This window comes from Paenibacillus sp. YIM B09110 (assembly GCF_037167145.1).
Lineage (GTDB): Bacteria > Bacillota > Bacilli > Paenibacillales > Paenibacillaceae > Pristimantibacillus.
On sequence record NZ_JBANSP010000040.1, the window covers coordinates 1 to 23,065 of the forward strand.

Here is a 23,065-nt window from a genome sequence, read left to right on the forward strand (position 1 = left end):
AGGCGTTCATTCGGAGCTTTAGTCCCCACGGGACAGCTCCGAATGAACGCCTTCTTTATTAGATTAACCTTTGACAGCGCCGGCAACGACGCCTTTGACGATGTACTTCTGCAAGAAGATGAACACAATGATCGAAGGCAGCACAGCCATGACCATAGCCGTCATCGCATATTGCCAGTCGGACGTGTATTGGCCGACGAACGTGTACGCGGCAAGCGTCAGCGTCTTCGTATCCGGCGAGCCGTTCACCATAAGGAGCGGCAGCAGGAAGTCGTTCCAGATCCACATCACGTCGATGATGATGATCGTCGTCGTTACCGACTTCAGCAGCGGGAAGATGACGCTGAAGAAGAGGCGGAAGCCCGAAGCGCCGTCGATCGTCGCGCTCTCGTCGATTTCTTTTGGAATACCCTTCACGAAGCCGTGGTAGATGAATACGGCCAGCGGTGCGCCGAAGCCCCAGTAGAGAACGCCGAGTCCCCATGTGCTTTCGGATAAGTTAAGGTCCTTGGCAAGCTGCAATACCGTCAACATGATCGATTGGAACGGGATCAACATCGGCATAATGACCAGCAAGTAGAGCAGTGCGCTTGTGCGCGATTTCGTACGAGCAAGCTTATAAGCAGCGATCGAGGAGACGAGTACGATACCGGCCAGTCCGACGCCTGTAATGATGAAGTTGTTCAGGAACAGCTTCGGATAGTCGATGAACGACCACACGTACGAGTAGTTCTCGAAGACAAGCTTCTTCGGCAGCGCAACGACGTCGGTCATAACCTCGCCGAAGCTTTTCAAGGAGTTGTTGATGGCTAAGAATAGCGGGTACAGGAAGACGAGCGATAGAAGGACCATGACGATCTCGAGTACGATCCGTCCCGCTTTTCCTTGGCGGCTGCGTTTCATTAGGCTTCAACCTCCCTGCGTTTGAAGATCGTTAATTGAATGATAGTGACAAGCAGGACGGCAACGAACAGGATAAGCGCTTTGGCCGTGCCGTAGCCGTATAGATTGTTCTGGAACGTGTCGCGATAGATATCATAAGCGATACTGTAAGTCGTACCGCCAGGTCCGCCGCCGGTCAGCGACAGAATAACGTCGAACACTTTGATGGAATTCGTTAATGCCATGAACACCGAGATCGTGATCGAAGGTGCAAGCAATGGCAGCGTAATGCTGAAAAATTGTCTTACCGGTCCAGCTCCGTCAACCGTTGCCGCTTCCTTCAGATCATCCGGTACGGATTGAAGTCCCGCGATATAGATAACGAGATAGAAGCCGATCGACTGCCATACCGAGACGAGCAGGATGGAAACGAACGCAAGACCGGGCTCGCCGAGCCAGCTTAGGTTGAAGACGCCCCAGCCTGTACTGTTGTAAAGCGATTCGAAGCCTTGCATGAAAATGAACTTCCAGATGAAGCCGACGATAACGAGGCTAAGAATGTACGGAATGAAGAAGGCCGCTCTCAGCCAGGTGGATGACTTCAGCTTCATGTCGAGTATAACGGCCAGCAGAATCGCCAGCACGTTGACGATGATAATATACAGCACCGCATACTTGATCGTGAACCAAGCGGAGCTGGTGAAGTTCGCGTCGCCCGTAAAAATTTGCTTGAAGTTATCCAGTCCGACGAACGTCGGGTGTTTGGATATGCCGTTCCATTTCGTTAGCGAGTAACGAATGGTCATAGCGAATGGAATATAAAATGCGATAGCGATACAGATCAATACGGGCAATGTGAAAATGCCGAACTCAAGCTTCTCGCTCCATTTTCTGCCTAGAGATTTGAACATGAGTACACCTCTTTCGTCGCCGTTTATGTAGGCCTGAAATAGTCAAAGCCTATACAAAACAATCTTTTATTGTATGATTAGGAGCAGATATTGGGCGGATGCGCCATTTGCGCTTGGCTAAGTACGATTATAAAGCAGCGCTTTGGGCGTCAAAATGGATTTATGAAAACAGTTAGGGGTAAAAAGGTGAACAGGTAAGCGAAAGCGGACATTGATGTCGAAAAGGAGGGATGAGCCTTGTTCAATCGGGCATCCAAGACATTTTCCAATCTGATCGAGCTTGTGACTCGAAGGCTTGTGAACAAGCTTATTGTGCTATTTACGACCATTATTATACTCGTCGTCGGCTCGCTCACTTTCATCTCGTATCAGATGCTTCAGAAGGAGTCGGTTGCGAACAGCATTGCGAGTACGTCGAACAACTTGCTGCTCGTGAATCAGAATCTAGAGGATTATTTGAACGGGATTAAGCAATTGTCGCTGCCGCAAATCAACTATGACGAGCTGTCTTATGCCATTATGCACGAGTCCGAGGAGTACGCATCCCGCATGTTTGTGGAGGAGTACCTGCGGAATTTGTATTTTTCGCGCAAAGATCTCGAGGCGATCTACCTGTATGTAGTGGAACAGGACAAGTATTATGCCGTTACGAAGGAAAATTACAATGTCACGGTGCGGACGGCAACCGATCCGAATATTGCGCAGCTCCCGTGGTTTCGGGAAACGATGGACAATCCGAACAATCACGCCTATCAATCATTTGAGCTGGCAGGCGCGAAGCCCGGGTATCCGGTGGATACGTCAAACAGCTTCATGGCGTATCATCGGGTTCTTCGTTCGATTGCGTCGAGGGAACCGCTCGCGGTGCTGTCGTTCTATGTCAATCCATCGATGAAGGATGACATTATAGAAGATATTCCGTTCAGCGAGGGGCAGCATCTTATGTTCCTTAGCCCGGATGATCATGTTCCGTTCGCTATGGACGATCCGTCCTTCTACGGCCTTATGAAGCAGGACGGAGCATTCGAGCGGCTGGCAGATGGGAAGTCGGGGCGGTTCACATGGTCAGAGGGAGATCAAAAATATTTGGTCGTCTACAATACGAGCGAGCAGGATGGATGGCAGCTGGTAAAGCCGATCCCTTATCGCCAAATCTATGCGACAGCAACAACGACGCGTAACTTAAACTTCCTGATCGGCTTCCTGTTCCTGCTGCTCGCGGTCATCCTAGTGACGTTTTTCTCGAGTGCGATTACGCGGCCGCTGAAGAAACTGTCTTATCAGATGAGCCGGTTCAGTCATGGTGACTTTGAGGCGGAGACAGAGGTTGTCGGCAAGGACGAGCTCGCTTATTTATCCCGTCATTTCAACCAAATGGTACGGCGAACGAACGAGCTTATTAACGAGCGGTACAAGATGAAGTTGGTGGAGAAAAACGCGATTTTGAAGGCGCTGGAGGCGGAAATCAATCCGCATTTTCTATATAACGCGCTGCAGGCCATCTCGACCAAGGCGCTTAAAAGCGAGAGGTTCGACATCGCGGATATGATTGATGCGCTGGCGCTTACGCTGAGGTATGCAATCAGCGGCAAGGATATCGTGCGTGCGCGCGAAGAGCTTCAGCATATCGAGCGGTACATGGCACTGCAGAAGGCGCGGTTTGGGAGCAGGCTGCAGGTCGTTTACGACTGGGACGACTCCCTTATGGAACTGGAGATTCCGAAGCTGTCGATCCAGACGTTAGTCGAAAATGCGATCAAGCATGCGCTCGAGAAGGTGTCCAGCACCGTTACGATCAGCATCGGGGCGAGGGCAGACGCCGAGAACTTGGTCATATCGGTCCATGACGACGGACCGGGCTTCACGCCCGAGCGGCTGGAGCAGGTGCGGGAGTCATTCCGCAAGGAATGGGAAGAGAGGCAGGGCGATAATGCGGGCGACAGCATTGGCCTCGTTAATCTGCATACGAGGCTGAAGCTGCTCTATGGCGAAGAAGCCGAGCTGCGAATCGTGACGGAGGATAACGCAGGTACGGAAATGCAAATGTTATTACCGCGGGGAGGCGGCAGCTATGTATAGAGTGTTGATTGTTGACGATGAGGAGCCGCTGCGCGAGGCGATTCGGATTTTGGGCGATTGGAAGGGGCTTGAGGTGAGCGAGGTGCTCGAGGCGTCCGACGGGCTTAAGGCGCTGGAGCTGCTTGAGGCTGGCAGAATCGATCTCGTTATGGTCGATATGAAGATGCCGGAGATGAACGGGATGGAGTTTCTGCAAGTCGTGGAACGCGACTACCCGAACCTGCTAACGATTGTCATTAGCGGTTATAACGACTTTGAATACACGAGACAAGCCATCCATTCCAAGGTTGTAGACTATTTGCTCAAACCGATTAACAGGCAAGACTTGAACCAAGCCTTGCGCAAGTCGGTCGATCTTCTGGAAGCGAAGCGCAAGCGAGAGAGTGAATTCATCAACCGCAACATTACTCTAAATATGTCGTTGCCGAAGCTCAAGGAGAAAGTGTATCTCTCGATCATCGAGCGCAGCTTCAAGAGCCAGTCGAATGAAGCGTTTCTGCCGCTTATCGGCGCGGATGATATCAACAACCGATTCGCGGCTATTGTGATGCGCGTGTTGGATATGGAGCGGGTACGGAGCAGAAGGTTCCATAACGATACCGATCTGCTTCACTTCGCCGTCTCTAACGTGCTTAACGAAATTGCGGGCGACCGCTTCCAGTCATTCAGCTTCGCCAATCCGAAGCAGGAGCGTGAGCTCCTTGCCGTTCTAACGATGAACGGCGGATATCGCGAGGATATTGCCTACCATTCCCTCCATCAGATGAAGAAGGTAGCTTCTGCCTTGCAGGAGCTGTTCGGCATTACCGTAGTCATCGGGGTAGGAGAGTCTTGCTCCAACGCGCTTGATATTGCTTCCTCCTATGAGGGGGCGAAGGCCGCGATTAACGGCATGGATCTGCTGCGTCTGAAAGGTGCAATGGTCATGCCGGCTGCCGCTTCGCCGAAAGACGGTGGAATGCGCGAGCGTGACAAAGAGCGTGAGCGGGACAGCTCATCAGTGTCGATTACGAGCCGGATGGCCGTTATTCGAGCGGCTCTGGAGGCTGGAAACCAGCAGCATGCGAGATCGATCTTAGGCGAGCTTACGAAGCGGTGGAAGTCGGCGGAGCGGTTCACGATCGGCGATTCGGATCGCGTTATGGCCGAATATGTCATTTTGCTCAACGATATGGCCTTGGAGCTTGGAGTAAAGGAGGAGCAGCTTCCGATTGGCGAGGAGCATCCGCTGAGATCGATGGGGCTATCGTCCGATTATGATTCGTTCGAATCGTACGAGAGGCTGCTGCTCGGCATTCTCGATTATTACAGCGAGCTGATACGCAAGGCGGAGAGTGCCAATGGGCCGTTCGATGTCGCCGACATAAAGGCTTATATCGACGATCATTACTTCGAGGATATAAAAATTTCGATGTTCGCGGAGAAATATTTTTTAAGTCGGGAATACTTAATGAAGCTGTTCAAAGGGCAGTTCAGCTACGGCATTCACGAGTATGTTCAGAAGGTGCGAATGGACAAGGCAAAGGAGCTGCTAGGCGACTCGGCATTAAAGATTCAGGATATTTCCGAGATGCTGGGCTACAAGGACAAAAACTATTTCAGCAAGGCATTCCGGAACTATTACAGTCAATCGCCTTCGGAATTTCGTTCGGCGCAGCAGGACGATTAAGCGAAGCAGGCGCAGGTGGCAAAAAGTGAACCGCGGGCAAACTACACTTTTTTACCCTTAACTATTCACTTATGTACATTCTTATCCTATTGCGATTTCTTTACAATAGGCTACGAAGACCACAACAAATGAGGGAAATGGGGGCAACACCATGTTGAAAAGATTTCTCGCGCTGTCGGTCAGTCTCGTACTGGTCGTCGGAATATTAGCCGCTTGCGGCGGCAAAAACAATGAAACAAACAACGGCACGAACGCCGGAAACGGCGAAGAGGGCGGTTCAGACAAAGCAGTAACGATTAATATGTTCACGGCATCGCCGGAATACACGGATGCATTCAACGCTTACATTGCAGAATACAAAAAAGTGAAGCCGAATGTAACGATCAACCTTGAAATTATGCAAGCTGACTATAACACGGTATTGAAGTCTAAGATTGCGGCTGGCAGCACGCCTGACGTATTCCAGACAACAGCCGGCGGCGACATCGATACGTTCGCCGAATACAGCGCCGACCTGACGAACGAGCCGCTTGCGGCTGCCATGACGGACGCTGTGAAGATCAACATGAGCTCCTCCGATGGTAAAGTGCTCGGATTGCCGGTTAAAGGCAACCTCATGATGATGATCTACAACAAGAAGCTGCTTGCTGATGCAGGTATCACAGAAGTGCCGAAAACAACGGCTCAAATGGATGACGCTATCGCGAAGCTTGAAGCAAAAGGCATTACGCCGTTCGCCAACGCTTACAAAGAGTGGTGGGTATGGAAGCATATTTTCCAAAACTTCGTGAACGCGGCTGCTGAAGACGCAGGCACGACTCCGAAGGAATTGGTTGCTAAATTCATCGCCGGCGAAACGACGTTCAAGGATCATCCTGTACTGTACGACAACTTCTTCAACTTCATTGATACGACTGTTGCGCATGGCACGAACAAGCCGCTTGAACGCGACAGCAACGCCGAAGTGAGCGACTTTGCAACGGGCAAAGCAGCATTCATGACGGGCAAAGGCGCATGGGACGAAGAAGCGATTAAGAAAATCAGCCCGGACATCGAGATCGGCATCGTAGGTTACCCGGTCAGCGACAAGGCTGAACAAAACCAACTGATTACAGGCGCTGACCAAGCGCTTCGCATCAACAAAGATTCCAAAGTAGCGAAAGAAACAATCGAATTCTTCAACTGGCTGTATACATCCGACTACGGCAAACAATGGTTCTCGAACGTAGCGAAAGTCATTCCGCCGATCAAGGACGCTCCATTGCCGGAGCTGGATATGCCGAAGCAAATGGAAGAAATTTTGAAAACGGAAAAATCCGGCGATCTGACGGTCAACTACTCGCTCGATACTTTCCACCAAAAATTCGGCGAGCTTATGCAAGCTTACATCGGCGGCAGCAAAAAGAAAGACGCTGCAATCGACGAAATTCAGAAGGCGTGGGTACAATTCGGTTCCGCTCAATAAGAGCTGACCGCGCTAAGCAGCAGCGTATGAGGATAGAGCCCAGCACTTTCGCAGTGCTGGGTTTTCTTTATCTGAGTGCGCGGTAAGTTTGGCGGAGTCGGGTCGGCGGAGGGTGCGGCGGAGGCTATGTTGGATATCTGCAGTAACTTTTCTCGGTTTTGGGCGGTTTAGGAACCTATATTGGATTTTTGCAGGATAGAGGGCTTATTATCTGGTAAAAGTGCGGTTTCGAGCCGAAGTTACTGCGAATATCCAACATAGCTTGATAAACTGGACAAATAGTCGTTTCTAGATTGCAATAATCCAACATAGCTGCAGGGCGGGATTACGCAAGAGGATCTGTTGAGTCAACGAGTGAATAAGGAGGACAGGACAATGGCGGATAGACATACGATTGTGGAAAATGGGTTGTATCTTGTGTTCGATGTGACGGAGAGCGGTGATGTGAGGCTGATGCATTTCGGATCAGCACCGTTGAAAGCGGAGTTGATTACGGAGCTGCAAATGCCGGGCTTCCGCATGCTGGAGCTGCAGCTAACCGGTGAGGATCGGGCCGAATATCATGGCCGCTCGCATCGCGCTTCCTACCCAGGGCTGCGAATGGTGTACAGCGGGCATGAGGATAGCCGCAACGAGAATGGGCGGTTAATCGCGGTTACGCTCATCGATGAGGTGACGGGCTTGCGGGCGGTGCAGCACTACCAGTTCTATGACGGCATTCAGACCGTTCGTTGTTGGGTAGAGCTGGATAATGCAGGTTCGGAGCAAGTGGCAGTAGAGTATATCTCCTCCTTCGCGTTGACGGGCGTAGACAAGGAAGGCATGTTGGATCGGAACGAGAAGATGAATCTGACGATCGCGCACAGCGGCTGGCAGAGCGAGCTGCAATGGCGGACGTACAAGCTGCCTGAGATCGGCTTGTCGCATCTTGCCGATCGCGGCTCGAAGCGTCTTGCCTTCAGCAATACGGGCTCATGGTCGGCGGCCGAGAACTTGCCGATGGGCGTGCTGGAGAATACGGAGGCTGGCAGCAGCCTGTTCTGGCAGATTGAGCATAACGGCTCGTGGCATGCGGAGATGTCCGATCAGAACGATCATATGTATCTATACTTGAGCGGTCCGACGGAGCATGACAATCATTGGTGGCTGCAGCTTGCACCCGGTGAGTCGTTCAAGTCCGTGCCTGTGGCCGTTGGTGCAGTTCAAGGCGGCTTCGAGAAGGCGATTGCGGAGTTGACGCAATATCGACGCGCCATTCGCCGTGTGAATGACGATAATAAGCTGCTGCGAGTCATCTTCAACGACTACATGAACTGTCTATGGGGCTCGCCGACGACGGAGAAGCTGCTTCCGCTTATTGATGCGGCAGTTGATGTCGGCTGTGAATATTTCTGTATCGACGCAGGCTGGTACGCGCCGGGCGAATGGTGGGATGGCGTCGGAGAATGGATGCCTTCCGAGGAGCGTTTCCCCGAAGGCATCAAGTATGTGCTCGACTATATCCGCGGCAAAGGGCTTATTCCCGGCTTATGGCTGGAGCTTGAGGTTATGGGCATTAACTCGCCGAAGCTGGCGGAGACCGATGACAGCTGGTTCTTTATGCGGCATGGCAAGCGGGTAAAGGATCGCAGCCGCTATCAGCTCGATTACCGTAATCCTGCGGTCATCGCCCATGCCGATGAAGTCATTCGCCGTCTGGTTGAGGACTATGGAGTCGGCTACATTAAGATGGATTACAACATTAATGCGGGGATCGGGACGGAGACGGATGCGGACAGCATGGGCGACGGATTGCTGCGGCATAACCGGGCTTACTTGCAATGGCTGGATTCGATATTTGCTCGTTATCCTGAGCTGGTCATCGAGAACTGTTCGAGCGGAGGCATGCGGATGGATTACGCGATGCTGAGCCGCCACAGCATTCAGTCGACGAGCGATCAGGAAGACTACGTCAACTATGCGGCGATTGCCGCAGGATCGCCGGCTGCGCTTACGCCGGAACAATCGGCGATCTGGTCGTATCCGCTGCGCGAGGGCGATGATGAAGAGGTCATCTTCAACATGGTCAATGCGCTGCTGCTGCGCGTCCATCAGAGCGGACATCTCGCGGAGCTTAGCCCGCGCCGCCGCGAGCTGGTGAAGGAGGCGCTCGATTATTATAAGACGATTCGCGGCGACATTCGCGAGGCGCTGCCGTTCTGGCCGCTCGGGCTGCCGAGCGGCGGCGACGATTGGGTCAGTCTCGGGCTGCGCCGAGACGACCGCATTTACGTAGCCGTCTGGCGCGTTGCCGGCGAGACGGCGCAAGTGACGCTGCCGCTGCCCGTGCCTCCGCACGGGAGCTCCGCCGAACCGACGGTTCGCTGCGCATACCCGGCAGCGCCCGCCGTGGGCACGGACTGGACGTGGAGCGCGGCAGACAGCTCGCTTACCGTCACATTGCCAGCCGCTCGAACGGCTAGGCTGTTCGAGATCCGGCTGTAAGCGGCGCCTCCCGCCCGCTCTCGCCGTCCATCCGCGCCAATAGATATAGTTTCTATATCTATCGGCGCTCAACATATCGATCTTGCCGGCCCGCAAGGCCTTTATAGCCGCCATCCTTTTACAATATCTTAACTATCTATCGCGCTCCCTATTTGTTAGGATAATTCCCAAATGAAAAATAAAGGATAGGGTAGCATGCGAGCGACTTCATTGGAAACGGAAGCTTACAATCAAATCAAGGAGCGGATCGTACGCGCTGAAGTCATGCCGGGCGTGCTGTTGTCCGAGAATGAGCTGGCAAGCGAGTTAGGCATGAGCCGGACGCCGATCCGGGCCGCGATCGCGATGCTGGAGAAGGAAGGGCATGTCGAGAGCTTCAAAGGACGAGGCGTGCTCGTGAAAGAAATTTCGTTCCGCCAGTTTAGCCAAATGCTCGAAGTGCTCGTATCGATGCAGATGTTCGTCTTGGATATGGCGAAGCAAAGGGAGCTGCATTTCGACGTGGAAGCACTTGGCCTTTACTTGAAACGTCAGGACGTCTCCCGCGAGGAGGGCGACTTTCTAGGCTACTACAACAATTCATTGATGTGCATCGAGACGATATTAAGCGCCATGGGCAATGACTATATGATTCAAGTGCTTGAATCTTATCGAGGTAAGTTCATCTGCCGGATGGTCACGTTCCGCAAGCAGTTTCCGCAATTAAAGCCGCAATGGGCCAATGTCATGAACGCCAAAATCTATCAAGCGCTGCAGCGCAAAGACTATGACGGAGCGAAAGCGGCGATTGAGGAAAATTATATGAATACGACGCAGCAGCTTATGCTGAGCGGCGTTATTTAAGAGTGAAGGGTGCCTGCGCAGGCATCCTTTTTTGTTTAAATATAAGCGTTTATAAGTTTATCGTGTTATAACCCAGCTTATATTTCACCGCGAAACGTTAGCTTACGCCTCCAAAGGACGGCGAAAGCCGTTTTACGCTTGTGTAAAGCGAACATGGTTTTTTACATATCATTTAGACTGCGATAACAATCCACTTACATACAACCTGCATACTGATCTCGGATAGTGATTCTTTCATTGCAAGATCCGAGAGGAGAGAGATTAGTGACAATCGTTCAAGCAATCCGCAATGCAGGTGAAATTTGGTATGACGATGCACGATTCAATACGGACAAGCGTCCGTGGTTCGGCAAGCTGCCGGAGCTGGCAACAGGAGATTTCTCTTTCGCGGTATTGGGAGACCGTTGCGGCATGGCGACAGCGGGCGTATTCGAGAAAGCGCTCGAGGTTGTAGCAGACTTAAAGCCGGATTTCGTCGTTTCGGTCGGCGATCTGATCGAGGGCTACTGGCGCGACGCTGCGGATGCAGAGGCCGAATGGGAATATATCGATGAAAAAATCAAAGCAACGGAAGTACCTTTCTTCCACGTTGTCGGCAATCATGATTACGGCAATGGGGTCATGCTAGATGTATGGCGCGATCGCAAGGGCTTCGAATATTACGCATTCCGGGCAGGTGACGCGTTGTTCCTCGTACTCAACACAGAGGATCCGCCGACCGAGCTGTCCGATGAATTTATCGATATTATCAAAAAAGCAACCTACAACGTTCAGAATGATCCGGAACATATGGAAGCGCATATGCAAGCCTTTTACGATGACATCGTAAGCCGAATGTCGCCTGAGCAGCTCAAGGAAATGGGACGCATCGACCTTGCGTTCAGCGATGAGCAGCTCGCGTTCGCAGAGCGTGTGCTCGCAGAGAACCGCGACGTGAAATGGACCTTCATCAGTATGCACAAGCCGGGCTGGAAGTCGGAAGACAAGCGTTACGCCAAGCTGATGGAGCTGCTGGACGGACGTCCGCATACGGTATTCGCTGGACATCTGCACGCCATGGAATATTCCGTAGTCGGCAATGGCGAACGTATTCAGCTCGGAAGAACAGGCGGCCATGCGCATGGCAACGGACCGGAGAGCGACAACTTGTTCTTATGGGTCAATGTACGTGACGGCAAACCTTCGTACCGCGTCATTCATCTCGACGGCGTACAAGAAATCAACCATTACAAACCGCAAGAACATTCGCATTCTTAAGGAGGCTTAATTATTATGCAACCTATATTCTTCGCACATCTGACCGACACCCATATCAACGTTCCAGGCAAAAACCCTTTGTTCGAAATGGATGCCACGAAAAAGCTGCGCGAAACGTTCGCGGAGCTCGGCAAGCTGAGCCAAAAGCCGGCGTTTGTCGTTATTAGCGGCGATCTTACGCAGGATGGCGACGTAGAGGATTACCGTCATCTTCGCACAGTGCTGGACGAGGAGAAAGCAAAGCTTGGCGTACCGGTATATGTTGCCTTAGGCAACCACGATTCCCGTCCGTTCTTCCGCGAAGGATATTTGCAGGAGCTGCCGTCGGAAGAGTCCTACTATTATAGCGTGATGGAAGACGGACTTCGGATCGTCGTGCTGAACACGCAAGTTCCGGGCATCCATGGCGGCCGCTTGGATGAAGAACAGTTGAATTGGCTCCGCGACTTGCTTGTAACACCGGCACCGAACGGCACAATCATCGTTCATCACCATCCGGTCGTTCCGACAATGACGCCGATGATGGACAGCCATCTGCTCGACAACCCGGGGGACCTCGCAGCAGCAATCGAGGGCAGCGACGTGATCGGTTTGTTGTCGGGTCACATTCACTGCAACAATATCGGCATATTCCAAGGCGTGCCAAGCGCTGCGGCGACCGGCGTCGCGTTCGGAATCGAGCCGACTAGCAATGACAGCATGAAATTCATCGACAACAGCGGCTACAACCTCGTGCTGGTGAAGAACGGGCAAATGGTCGTTCATCCGATGCCGATGGCAGGCGACCAACGAATCGTTTTTGAGTGGAAGATAGATGCTGCACATGCACATGCGTAAACAGAACGGAATGTCTACGAACTAATCGTAAATATATAAGCCCCAGGGGGCCAATAAGGAGATGGAGTTAATCATGGCTTACAAAAAAGTAGCTGCTGCCACGCTAGTATCGTTATCTTTGCTGGCAACGGCTTGTGGCGGCAATGCGAGTAATACAAACGGTACGAACACGAGCACGAGCTCGAATGCAAATGCGAATTCGGCTAATGCGGCAAAAACGGACAATACGGCATCGAACGAGCAAGTGACGCTGAAGTTCTATAGCTACAACCTTGCGATTGCCAGCCAGGTTCCGGGGACGGAGAAGCTGATCAAAGAATTCGAAGATGCGCATCCAAATATTAAAATCGATGCCATTCCCGTAGCTTCGACGGATATTAACGCCAAGGTGCAGGCCGATATCGTAGCGGGCACGGCGCCCGATATCGCGCAATTGACGTTCGACGGCCTCGACTTCGCCGTCAACAACTTCAATGCCAAGCCGCTTGAAGATATCGTGCCGGCCGATGAACTGCAAAGCAACTTCGAGGGCTTCTCGCCGAACGGCATGAAGCTGGGTCAGTTGAACGGCAAAACATACGGCCTGCCGTTCACGTTCAGTACGCCGGTTCTTTTCTACAATGCGAAGCTGTTCCAAGATGCGGGTCTTGATCCGGAAGCTCCTCCGACGACTTGGGAGCAAGTGAAGGAATACGGTTTGCAGATCGGTGAGAAAACAGGCGTTACCGGCACGCATGTAGGCGGCGCGGCAGGCGGCGACTGGATCATTCAAGCATTGATCGGAAGCAATGGCGGACAAGCGTTGTCCGACGACCGCAAGACGATTAAGTTCGGTGAGCCTGAAGCGATTGGCGCAATCGAGATGTGGCAGGACCTGATCAAGAGCGGCGCCAACAGCAAGCTGAACGACGGGGAAGCGATGGAAGCGTTCAGCCAAGGAAAGCTCGGCATGCTGTTGTTCACAAGCGCGATTCAAAGCTCGTTCGTTGCAGCATCGCAAGCAGGAGGCTGGGAATTGAAGACGGCGAAAATGCCGGCCTTTGGCGACAAACCGACGACGCCGGTCAACTCGGGCAGCGCCTTGTTCATTCTGACGGATGACAAAGCGAAGCAGCAAGCGGCATGGGAGTTCTTGAAGTTCGCGACAAGCGAGCGCGGCTATACGATCATTACTTCGGAGATCGGCTACTTGCCGCTTCGTCCGGCTATCGTGGAAGACCCGAACTACTTGAAGGGCTGGGTAGAAGCGAATCCGCTCGTGAAGCCGAACCTGGAGCAGCTTGACTCGCTGAAGCCTTGGGTATCGTATCCGGGCGCGAACTGGAAACAAATCGAGACGATTCTGAATGACTCCGTATCGAAGGCGATCGTGAGCGATGGCGATGTGGCCTCCATTATGCAGGATGCGCAGAAACGCGCCCAATCGCTGATTCAATGAGCTATGATGCAGTAAGCATGACCCGTCATGCAGCAGAAGCGAAGCCGCAAAGCAAGGAACGCAAGTCGTTCCTGCTGCGGCTTGGCCGAATCAAGCCGTACATCTATTTATTGCCGGCTCTTGTTTCGATCGGCTTTTGGATTTATAAGCCGCTGCTGCAGACGTTCCAGCTAAGCGTCTACCAATGGAATTTGCTTCCTACATCGCCGAAGCAATACGTTGGATTGAAGAACTTCACCAATCTGTTCAACCTGCCCGAGATGGGCATCGCGCTTTGGAATACGCTGATCTACACGGTAGGCATCATTCCATTCTCGCTTATCATTCCGCTTATTATCGCAATCGCAACGGACAATATCGGAAGAAAGGCGAGCAATGTCTATCGCGCTCTCATTTTCTTGCCGATGATCATGGCGCCGGTTGCCGTATCGTCCGTATGGCGCTGGATCATGCATCCGACGAATGGCATATTGAACAAGGCGTTAGTTGACTGGTTTCATCTCTCTGAACCGATCCGTTTCTTCACCGATGAGCATTGGGCGATATGGTCGATTACGTTCATCACGGGCTGGAAGCTGATCGGCTTCAGTACGCTTATATTTTCGGCGGCAATGACGGGTATCAACAAGGAATACATTGAAGCGGCCAAGATTGACCGAGCGAATGGGTTCCAAATCATTTGGCATGTTCTCTTGCCGCTGCTCTCGCCGACGATTCTGTTCATGGCCATGATGAGCACGCTTTTCGCATCGGAAATGAGCTTCTCTTATATTAACGTGCTTACGCAAGGCGGACCTTTCAACACGACGACAAACATATATTACCTGCTGTGGACGTACGGCTTCCAATCGTTCAACATCGGCTCGAGCTCGGCTGCCGCTGTCGTCTTCTTCCTCGGATTCGGCGTGCTTGCTTGGCTGTTCATGAAATTAACGAAAAAGCTGTCGTTCTTCGACAACTAGAGAGGAGGGAACGAAGATGGAGAAGGCTGGACGCAAGGCGGGTTTTTATACGGCTGCTACGGTGAAGCATGCTGCATTGATCGCGCTCGCGCTGCTGGCGGTTTTTCCGCTCTATTGGATGGTCGTAACCTCCTTGAAACCGGAGACCGAAGTGTTCACCTCAAGCTTAATTCCGCTTCATATTACTTTCGATAATTACGTCAAAGCATGGAATGCCATTCCGATGGGTCGCATGCTGGGAAATTCCATGGTCGTGGCTATTATTCAGACAGTTATGCAGCTTTTTACAAGCATATTGGCGGCCTATGCGTTCACTCGCTGGGAATTCCGCGGCAGCAGCTTGATCTACGGATTAATCGCACTTACATGGCTCGTGCCTTTCCAAGTCATTATGATTCCGAACTATGTCGCGATCAGCGGCTTTGGCTGGCGCGATCATTTGATGGGTCTTATCGTACCTAATATTGCTTCGGCGTTCGCCGTGCTTCAATTGTACAACGCGTTCAAATCGTATCCGAAAACGCTGATCGAAGCCGCAAGGCTGGACGGAGCTTCCGATTGGGGTCTGCTGTGGCGCACGATCATGCCGAATCTGAAGGCTTCGGTCGCTTCGATCGGCATTCTGCTGTTCATCACCTCTTGGAACGATTATTTCTGGCCGCTCCTCGTGACGACGAAGCTGGAAAATACGACGATCCAAAAGGGTCTGCAAATGTTCATCTCCTCCGACGGCAATATGTGGGGAGCGCTTATGGCGGCGACGACGATCGCAAGCTTGCCCGTACTCATCATCTATCTTATGCTGCAACGACAAATTATCGATTCTTTCGTAAAAGGCGGACTGAAATAATGACAATGACAATAGACAGCAACAGCAACAAACGGCTTCTCCAGCTGGAAGGTGCTTATAATGTAAGAGATATCGGCGGTTATGGAGCTGCTGAAGGGCTTACGGTACAAAAAGGTCGTTTCCTGCGCGCGGACGGACTGCATCGATTAACGGATGGGGACCAAGACGCGATTGTGGGAATGGGCGTACGCACTGTCATCGATTTGCGTCATGCCCAAGAGCTGGCGCAGAAGCGCAACGTGTTCAACGGGTCGGAGCGCGCTAACTATTACAACATTAGTTTAATTAATCCGGCGACATCGACCAATATGAATATTCGCAGCTTGGGCGATATGTACGTCAATATGCTGGATGAGTGTGGACACCTGCTCCGCGAAGTGTTCGAGCGAATGGCCGAAGCCGAAGGCGACTGCGTGTTGTTCCATTGCGCGGCGGGCAAAGACCGTACTGGCGTCGTCGCAGCCCTGCTGCTTGATCTGGCAGGCGTCGAGCGCTCGGTCATCGTAGCCGATTACGCCGAGACGGAGGTCAACCTCGCGCCGATCATGGATGAGCTGCGCAAGGACCGTCCAGAGCAAATTCCGGCAGAGATGTACGAGCTGTTCCTGGGCAGCGCGCCAAGCAACATGGAGATGATGCTCGACCATCTGCACGGCAACTTTGGCGGGGCGGAGAGCTACTTCGCAAGAATCGGGCTAAGCGATGAACAAATCGCAGTTTTGAAACGGATGCTTCTGCAGCCGTAAACTCCATCCCAGTATCCCAGCTCGACTCTGGCCATAATTGCATTGCTTGGTTGGATTTCATCCAATCAAACAACGAATAATCGGCGATCGACCTCGTTTGACTGGATTTCGTACAGTCAAAAGTGGTCAAATGGACCGAATGAGCTCGATCGCACGCATTTGCCTGTATGTTTTCCAATCAAAAGTAACTTTCTTCCTAAATCGGCCGTTTTGATTGGATGATTTCCACCCTGGCACAATTCCTATGGAAGCAGAGCTGCAAGAAATGCTATAATTTGGTCAACACATAAGCGAACGAAGAACGTTCTTGATGCCAATGGCACAGGAACGTTCTTTTTTGCGTTCACAAATTAGAGGAGGGAATAAGAATGAGTTTTGAGAAGGCGCACCAGGCATTCGTAGACGGTCATTTAGCTAGCAGGGGCGGAGAACGCAAGGGGGGGCTGGAGCGGGGACACGGTTACGCCGAAAAGCTGTTTTTGCAAAACGTATGGTGGCCGTTATTCGGCAGCTTCGAACATTTGCATCCGGAGTATGAGGTGTACGATTGGAATCGGAAATCGCAATTTCTTGATTTCGCTTTTTTGCCGGGGCTAGGCCGGTTCGGCTTGGAATGCGACGGTTTTCAATCCCATGTGAAGGACATGGATAGGCAGAGCTTCAGCTACTCGTTGAACCGAGATTCCTTTCTGACGGGTATGGGGTGGAGGATGCTTCACTTTTCGTTTGATGACATTAAGGAACGGCCGGAGGTCTGCCGCATGCTGTTGCAGTTGGCGGTTAGCAAGTCGGTTATGTTGGGAGATTACACTAAGCCGGCGGTTATTGCGGAGAAAGAGGTTTTGCGGCTTGCCTGGCACTTAGGGCGCTCCATTAGACCGATTGATGTTACCAAGGAGATGGATGTGGATTTCCGTACGGCGAGAAAGTGGCTTCAGGCGTTGGTGGCGAAAGGGTGGTTGCGGCCGATCAGCAGCGGGCGAGGCGTGCTGTATTACGAGCTGAAGGAAGGCACGCTTGATCTTCTCCTTTCCTGAATAAGCATTTGAGCGATTTTTGGTGGAATGGCGGGGAATGGGCGGATTAGGTTTCACCAGTAGATTAGAGAATCGCTTCTTTCCTTAATACCTGATACTGTAGAGATTAGTGGCATACGGCCTGTGCCAATAAATCGGCAGGAGGAATGGATAAATGGATTCTTTTCGTGCACTGGTGCTGGAGAAGCAGGACGAGGAAGTAACGGCGAAGGTGGGGACGTTGCGGATCGATGATCTGCCGGAGGGCGATCTGCTCATCAAGGTCGCATACTCCAGCGTCAATTATAAGGATGCGTTAGCGTGCAAGACAGGGAGCAATATTGTTCGCAGCTATCCGTTCGTTCCGGGCATCGATCTCGCGGGCGTTGTCGTATCATGTGAAAACGGACGATATCGCGCAGGCGAGGAAGTGCTTATTACAGGGTATGGACTCGGAGTCTCGCATTACGGCGGTTATAGCGAGTATGCGCGAGTGCCTTCGGAATGGGCGGTCAAGCTTCCTGAAGGCTTGACGATGACGGAAGCAATGGCGCTTGGAACGGCAGGCTTCACTGCGGCGTTATCGTTGTACGAGCTGGAACGGGACGGACTCCGACCGGATAAAGGGCCGTTGCTCGTCACGGGAGCTTCCGGCGGTGTCGGCAGCATAGCAGTAGCTATTGCTTCCCGGTTAGGTTATGAAGTGACGGCAAGCTCGGGGAAGGCGGACATGGGCGAGTATTTGCTGGGGCTTGGCGCTAAACGCGTCGTATCGAGGGAAGAGGTCGTTTCCAAGTCATCCGCACCGCTAGGCAAGCAGTTATGGGCGGGAGCGGTCGATTGCGTCGGAGGCAAGACACTGGCGTCGATTATCGCGAGCTTGAATTATGGCGGGGCCGTAGCGGCGAGCGGCATGACGGGCGGAATCGATCTCCCGACCTCCGTTTATCCTTTCATTCTGCGGGGCGTGCGCTTGATCGGCATCGATTCGGTCATGGCGGAGATGGAGAAGCGGCTCCGCGTATGGGAGCTGCTGGCCGGACGCTACAAGCTGGATAATCTGGATGCCATGAGCGAGGTTATCGAGCTGGAACAGGTTGCGGCGTATACGAAGCGCATGCTAGAGGGAGATTCGCGCAAGCGGATGGTCGTTAAAATATAAAAAAGCGCTATCCGCCATAGTGAGCGGGTAGCGCTTATTGTCTTATCCGCGTTGCAATCTGCGTGCGCGGAATTGCTTGTATTGGAAGTACACCGTGCAGCCGATGCAGTAGCCGAGCAGCGCGGCGAACGCCGCAGCGCCCATCATCGCCGCAAAGACGTTGCCTGCCGCTGTCCAGCCGAATAACAAGCTGATCAACGACAAAGTGAGGAAGCCTACGGCAAGCGAGTTATTGAATCGTTGCAGCTCGGCTGCTTCCGTCTGGGACTTCGCTACGAGCTGCGTAAGAAACGGACGAGCGATCCGAATGAACAGATTCGCCTTCGCTCCGAATATAAGGCCAATCACCTGAATGACGAACAATGCCGCGATAATCCATGTTGCCTGCGTAAGGAAAAACGCTATTAAGAAGATCACAATACCTGCCTGATTGCTTCGCACGTACGGAATAGGTATCTCTTTCATGTGTATACCAACTTTCCTTATCGGAATTAAACTAATTAATTTGATTATAGTTCGAAGCGGCGTTTTTAGCAATAGATCAGATGCTCCAGTCGAACAATATCTCAAAAAAAGGTTGAGTTATCCGTCCGCATTGAAATACCCGTCTTTTTATAGCATAGTTAGGAGAAATAACCTGCCAATGGGCAGGGCAACGAATGGAAAGCGAGTGTGCGGCAATTATGAGAGTTCATATCTTGATTGCGGATGACGATAAGCATATACGCGAACTGCTTCGGTTTTTTTTGCGCAAGGAAGGGTATGAAGTGTTCGAGGCGGAGGATGGCGAGCGCGCATCGGCGCTGATGGAGCAGGTGCAAATTCATCTGGCGGTCGTCGATGTGATGATGCCGGCGAAGGACGGGTTGGCGCTATGCCGCGAAATTCGGTCGTACTACGACATTCCCGTTCTTATGCTGACGGCGAAGGCGGAGATGGCGGATAAAGAGCAAGGGTTCTTGGCGGGGACGGACGATTACATGGTGAAGCCGTTCGATCCGAAGGAACTGCTGTTCCGCATCAAGGCACTGCTTCGCCGCTATCAGATGGTGTCGTCAGAAGTCATTCGGCTGAATGAAGTTACCATCGATCGCGGTAGTTACGAAGTATGGATCGGCGATGAGCGGATATCTTTGCCGTTAAAGGAGTTCCAGCTGCTGGCGCAGTTAGCGGGCCACCCGGGTCGGATTTTCACGCGGGAGCAATTACTGCAGCTTATATGGGGTTCGGACTTCATGGGCGATAGCCGCACGATCGACGTACACATAAAGAGGCTGCGCGAGAGGTTCGAAGGCCGGGAGCAAGACCTCATCCTAACAACGATAAGAGGGCTTGGCTATAAGCTGGAAGTGCCTAGCAGATGAAAATAAAGACGAAGTCGCTTTACGTCCGAATCGTGCTCACCTTCGCCTTCATCGGTTTAATAAGCAGCATAGCGGGGTTGTTATGCTCCAGTATGTATTATCAGTCCAAGCTGCTCACGGGCAATGAACGGAAAGCCGTTCAGATCGGCAATGAAATCAAGACGCTGCTGGAGAAGACGCCGTCGCTTGCTATGGATAGTTATTTGGCTCATATCGCTAATTTGGGCTACCAGATTTATGTCGTTAACGATCGGAAGGAAGGGGCGTTTTACGGCTCGTCATTCCGCAGAGGGGGGCTTGATCCGGCTGACGAGGAACGCGTGCTGAACGGAGAGCTGTATTACGGCACAGCCTCGGATTGGGGCTGGTTGTCGGTGTCCAGTCTGTTCGAAGATAGCTTGCGCAATACGGTAGGCGTTCCGATGACGGTGAACGGTGAGCGTTACGCGTTGTTCATCCGCCCCGATCTGCAGCAGCAGCTTGGCGATATTCGGATTATTATGGCGGTGCTGCTGGGCAGTACGTTCGTATTCAGCCTCTGTTTGATCGTTATCTTCACGACGTATATCGTTAAGCCTATCAAAAAGCTCACCGAAGCGACGAGACGGCTGGTCGGCGGCCGCTTCGACGTCGAGGTGCCGCTCGATGTGGCGCGGCAAGACGAGCTCGGAAATTTGGCGCGGCATTTTACGGAAATGGCCGTATCGCTAAGGCAGCTCGACGAGATGAGGCAGCAATTCGTGGCCAACGTGTCGCATGAAATTCAAACGCCGCTCACGTCGATTCAAGGATTCGTGCAAGCCGTTCTGGATGAGGGTTCGACGCTGGAGGAGAAGGAACGCTACTTGCACATTATCGATGAGGAGAGCAGACGCTTATCGGCATTAAGCAAGCAGTTGCTGACGCTCGCGGCGCTCGACAATCAGTCGCGCGCGCCCGATGTGACGACGTACAGGCTGGATGAGCAGCTTCGCCAAATCATCATTTTGCTGGAGTGGGAATGGACGAGCAAGGGGCTCGAGCTGACGCTCGACCTGCCGGAGACGACGATTACTGCGGATGAGGGGCTGCTCTATCAGGTGTGGCTGAATCTGATCGTTAACAGCATGAAGTTCACGAGCAAAGAAGACTCAATCCGTATTGCGATTCAGGTCGAGCAACCGGAGATAATTGTCGTTACGGTGAGCGATACGGGGATCGGCATCATGGCCGACCAGGTGCAGCATCTGTTCGAGCGGTTCTACAAAGCCGACAAATCGCGGAATCGAAGCCGCTCCGGGAGCGGGCTGGGCCTGTCCATAGCGAAGGATATCGTAACGCTGCACGGAGGAACAATTACCGCGGAGAGCGAGTTAGGCGCCGGAACGATCATTACTGTCAAGATTCCAAAACACCAACTGCAGAACGTTTTGTAACATTCCGTTCATCGTGCGTTCATATTCCCTTCCGATAATGAGGGGGAATTGAACGGACTGGAGGATGATCGCAATGTTTGGATTATTATTGTTTCTGCATTTGGCTGGTCTCGCACTGTGGATAGGTTCACTGGTGACGATATTGGTTGTGCTGCCGCTCGTAAGGAAGAATGTGAGCACGGTTGAAGCAAATATTTTAATTGGCAAAATAACGCGTGCATTCAGCTTGATCTCGCACCCGAGCGCGCTGTTTGTTCTCGTATCAGGAGTACTCATGCTCATTCAGATGGAGCTGGGTTCGGACAAGCCACTTTGGCTGGACGTAATGGAGAAAGGCGGCGGAACCGTCGCGCTGTTATCGCTTATATTAACAGGGATATTCGGGGGTAAGCTGAGGAAGAGGATCAACCTGGCGGGCACTGCTTCCGGCGCAACGCAAGCGTCGGCTACGCAAGCGGTGAACCTGTCGAGCTACTTGACGGTGTCGGGGATTATGGCGGCAGCGGTAATCGGGGTGCTGCTGGTCGTAAGTCTCAAGCTTTAGAGCATCGTGCGAGCGTAGGAACTGAATAAAGATAGAGTTCCCTTGCGTTGTTTTGGCAGGGGGGGCTCTATCTTTTTTTTCGCTGCTCATTGCAGAAAGTGCAATGGATGAGCATGAAGGAAGCTGATGCGGCAGCTGCCGTTGCAGAAAATGCAACGAATTGGGCTATTAAAGGCCGCAAAAGCGCTGGTGAGTGGGAATCCGTTGCACAATATGCAACGAGCAAAGCGCGAAAGGCACAAACCGTCGCAATCCGTTGCAGAAAGTGCAACGGGAAGCTGCTGGATAAGAGGGTAACCGTGGCTGATTAAACATTTTGTTGGCGAAGCTTGCCCGAATTTCTGTATAATGTCTCCATAACTGACGACTGGAACATAGAAAGGGCGGATGAAGTCATGTCACCAAGGAATCCAGAGAAGGATCGCATCGCCAGAGAACGGCGCATCGAGCAAATATTGGACAGCGCGCTTAAAGTGATGGCGATTAAAGGCTTCCAGCCGACGAGCATGCAGGACATTGCGAAGGAGGCCGATGTTAGTATCGGCAACGTGTATCACTACTTCGAATCGAAGGACGAAATATTCAGCGAGGTGCTTCGCAGAGGGCAGACGAATTACGGGATTCATGTGACGGACATTTCGAAGACGACGTTCCCGCCTCTTACGAAGCTGACTACGATCTGCTCCTCGTGGCTGTCCATTCAGACGAGCTGGGCATTTACCATTCTGATGCAAAGCGCGCGCTTATCCGATGCAACGCCGAATGAGATCAGACGGGCGGTAACGGATCGTTTCACGACAAATTTGCAGCCGGTTGCGAACATTATGCGCGACGGAATCGAAGACGGAACAATCATCGAGGGTGATCCGCTTCAGCTAGCGTTTTATTTCGTCAGCCTCATCCAAGGGTTAACGCTCCAGCGTATGCCGGGCTACGAGGTGCCGATAGAAATGGATGTCGCTGCGATAATCCGATTGTTCGAGGCCAAGTCTTCCGCAAGCCGCTAAAAAAATGTTGTTGACAACGATTGAGAAGTCATGTAAAAATAATCAACATACAAACCGAATCAACGTTCAATTTGTGAAAACGACAATTACATCACTCGAGTCTACCAGACAACTGGAGATTTGACGTTTGTGAA

The 23,065-nt window shown here is 52.2% G+C and carries 21 protein-coding genes; 18 read left to right on the top strand and 3 right to left on the bottom strand.

Going from position 1 to position 23,065, the window contains the following annotated elements:
- Window positions 1–63: 63 nt before the first annotated feature.
- Both V8F51_RS29785 and V8F51_RS29790 read right to left on the bottom strand, forming a co-directional pair.
- Window positions 64–903, bottom strand: coding sequence for a carbohydrate ABC transporter permease (locus V8F51_RS29785; RefSeq protein ID WP_337104139.1), 840 nt, complete (start codon window positions 901–903; stop codon window positions 64–66).
- Window positions 903–1,793, bottom strand: coding sequence for a carbohydrate ABC transporter permease (locus V8F51_RS29790; RefSeq protein ID WP_337104140.1), 891 nt, complete (start codon window positions 1,791–1,793; stop codon window positions 903–905). The genes V8F51_RS29785 and V8F51_RS29790 overlap by 1 nt, the downstream gene beginning before the upstream one ends.
- A 237-nt stretch (window positions 1,794–2,030) precedes the next feature.
- On the opposite strand from V8F51_RS29790, the gene V8F51_RS29795 reads away from it, so the two are divergent.
- From V8F51_RS29795 to V8F51_RS29855, 13 genes are all read left to right on the top strand, one after another.
- Window positions 2,031–3,872, top strand: a complete 1,842-nt coding sequence (locus V8F51_RS29795) for a cache domain-containing sensor histidine kinase (protein WP_337104141.1) — start codon at window positions 2,031–2,033, stop codon at window positions 3,870–3,872.
- Complete coding sequence (locus V8F51_RS29800; RefSeq protein ID WP_337104142.1) at window positions 3,865–5,541, top strand: response regulator; 1,677 nt, start codon at window positions 3,865–3,867, stop codon at window positions 5,539–5,541. The genes V8F51_RS29795 and V8F51_RS29800 overlap by 8 nt, the downstream gene beginning before the upstream one ends.
- 151 nt (window positions 5,542–5,692) lie before the next feature.
- Window positions 5,693–7,006 (top strand): ABC transporter substrate-binding protein, encoded by a 1,314-nt coding sequence (locus V8F51_RS29805; RefSeq protein ID WP_337104143.1) that lies wholly within the window; start codon window positions 5,693–5,695, stop codon window positions 7,004–7,006.
- A 375-nt stretch (window positions 7,007–7,381) separates the two neighbouring features.
- The gene (locus V8F51_RS29810; RefSeq protein ID WP_337104144.1) at window positions 7,382–9,490 is read left to right on the top strand and encodes an alpha-galactosidase; all 2,109 of its coding nucleotides are present in this window, start codon (window positions 7,382–7,384) and stop codon (window positions 9,488–9,490) included.
- A 195-nt stretch (window positions 9,491–9,685) separates the two neighbouring features.
- On the top strand, window positions 9,686–10,333 hold the full coding sequence (locus V8F51_RS29815) for a GntR family transcriptional regulator (protein WP_337104145.1): 648 nt from the start codon (window positions 9,686–9,688) through the stop codon (window positions 10,331–10,333).
- Between the two features lie 264 nt (window positions 10,334–10,597).
- Window positions 10,598–11,590, top strand: a complete 993-nt coding sequence (locus V8F51_RS29820; RefSeq protein WP_337104146.1) for a metallophosphoesterase family protein — start codon at window positions 10,598–10,600, stop codon at window positions 11,588–11,590.
- 15 nt (window positions 11,591–11,605) lie between these two features.
- Window positions 11,606–12,427 carry a metallophosphoesterase family protein gene (locus V8F51_RS29825; RefSeq protein ID WP_337104147.1) on the top strand — a complete coding sequence of 274 codons (822 nt, stop codon included), beginning with the start codon at window positions 11,606–11,608 and terminating at the stop codon, window positions 12,425–12,427.
- A gap of 61 nt (window positions 12,428–12,488) precedes the next feature.
- A complete protein-coding gene (locus V8F51_RS29830) occupies window positions 12,489–13,865 on the top strand; it encodes an ABC transporter substrate-binding protein (protein ID WP_337104148.1) in 1,377 nt (458 codons plus the stop codon).
- On the top strand, window positions 13,862–14,827 hold the full coding sequence (locus tag V8F51_RS29835; protein WP_337104149.1) for a carbohydrate ABC transporter permease: 966 nt from the start codon (window positions 13,862–13,864) through the stop codon (window positions 14,825–14,827). Before V8F51_RS29830 ends, V8F51_RS29835 begins: the two co-directional genes overlap by 4 nt.
- A 16-nt stretch (window positions 14,828–14,843) precedes the next feature.
- Window positions 14,844–15,677 (top strand): carbohydrate ABC transporter permease, encoded by an 834-nt coding sequence (locus V8F51_RS29840; protein WP_337104150.1) that lies wholly within the window; start codon window positions 14,844–14,846, stop codon window positions 15,675–15,677.
- Window positions 15,677–16,423 carry a tyrosine-protein phosphatase gene (locus tag V8F51_RS29845; protein WP_337104151.1) on the top strand — a complete coding sequence of 249 codons (747 nt, stop codon included), beginning with the start codon at window positions 15,677–15,679 and terminating at the stop codon, window positions 16,421–16,423. Before V8F51_RS29840 ends, V8F51_RS29845 begins: the two co-directional genes overlap by 1 nt.
- Window positions 16,424–16,791: 368 nt before the next feature.
- Window positions 16,792–17,460, top strand: coding sequence for a hypothetical protein (locus tag V8F51_RS29850; protein WP_337104152.1), 669 nt, complete (start codon window positions 16,792–16,794; stop codon window positions 17,458–17,460).
- A 154-nt stretch (window positions 17,461–17,614) separates the two neighbouring features.
- Window positions 17,615–18,601: an oxidoreductase gene (locus V8F51_RS29855; protein ID WP_337104153.1), complete on the top strand. Its 987-nt coding sequence runs from the start codon at window positions 17,615–17,617 to the stop codon at window positions 18,599–18,601.
- A gap of 42 nt (window positions 18,602–18,643) precedes the next feature.
- Here V8F51_RS29855 and V8F51_RS29860 read toward each other — a convergent pair whose 3' ends face one another.
- A complete protein-coding gene (locus V8F51_RS29860) occupies window positions 18,644–19,066 on the bottom strand; it encodes a DUF4395 domain-containing protein (protein ID WP_337104154.1) in 423 nt (140 codons plus the stop codon).
- Window positions 19,067–19,284: 218 nt separating this feature from the next.
- On the opposite strand from V8F51_RS29860, the gene V8F51_RS29865 reads away from it, so the two are divergent.
- The 5 genes from V8F51_RS29865 to V8F51_RS29885 all read left to right on the top strand — a co-directional run bounded on the left by V8F51_RS29865 (window position 19,285) and on the right by V8F51_RS29885 (window position 22,931).
- A complete protein-coding gene (locus tag V8F51_RS29865; RefSeq protein WP_337104155.1) occupies window positions 19,285–19,965 on the top strand; it encodes a response regulator transcription factor in 681 nt (226 codons plus the stop codon).
- Entirely contained in the window at window positions 19,962–21,380 is a 1,419-nt protein-coding gene (locus tag V8F51_RS29870; protein ID WP_337104156.1) for a sensor histidine kinase, read from the top strand. The genes V8F51_RS29865 and V8F51_RS29870 overlap by 4 nt, the downstream gene beginning before the upstream one ends.
- Window positions 21,381–21,453: 73 nt before the next feature.
- Window positions 21,454–21,924, top strand: a complete 471-nt coding sequence (locus tag V8F51_RS29875; protein ID WP_337104157.1) for a hypothetical protein — start codon at window positions 21,454–21,456, stop codon at window positions 21,922–21,924.
- A gap of 113 nt (window positions 21,925–22,037) precedes the next feature.
- Window positions 22,038–22,235 carry a hypothetical protein gene (locus tag V8F51_RS29880; protein WP_337104158.1) on the top strand — a complete coding sequence of 66 codons (198 nt, stop codon included), beginning with the start codon at window positions 22,038–22,040 and terminating at the stop codon, window positions 22,233–22,235.
- Between the two features lie 84 nt (window positions 22,236–22,319).
- Window positions 22,320–22,931 carry a TetR/AcrR family transcriptional regulator gene (locus V8F51_RS29885; RefSeq protein WP_337104159.1) on the top strand — a complete coding sequence of 204 codons (612 nt, stop codon included), beginning with the start codon at window positions 22,320–22,322 and terminating at the stop codon, window positions 22,929–22,931.
- The last annotated feature ends 134 nt before the right edge of the window (window positions 22,932–23,065 follow it).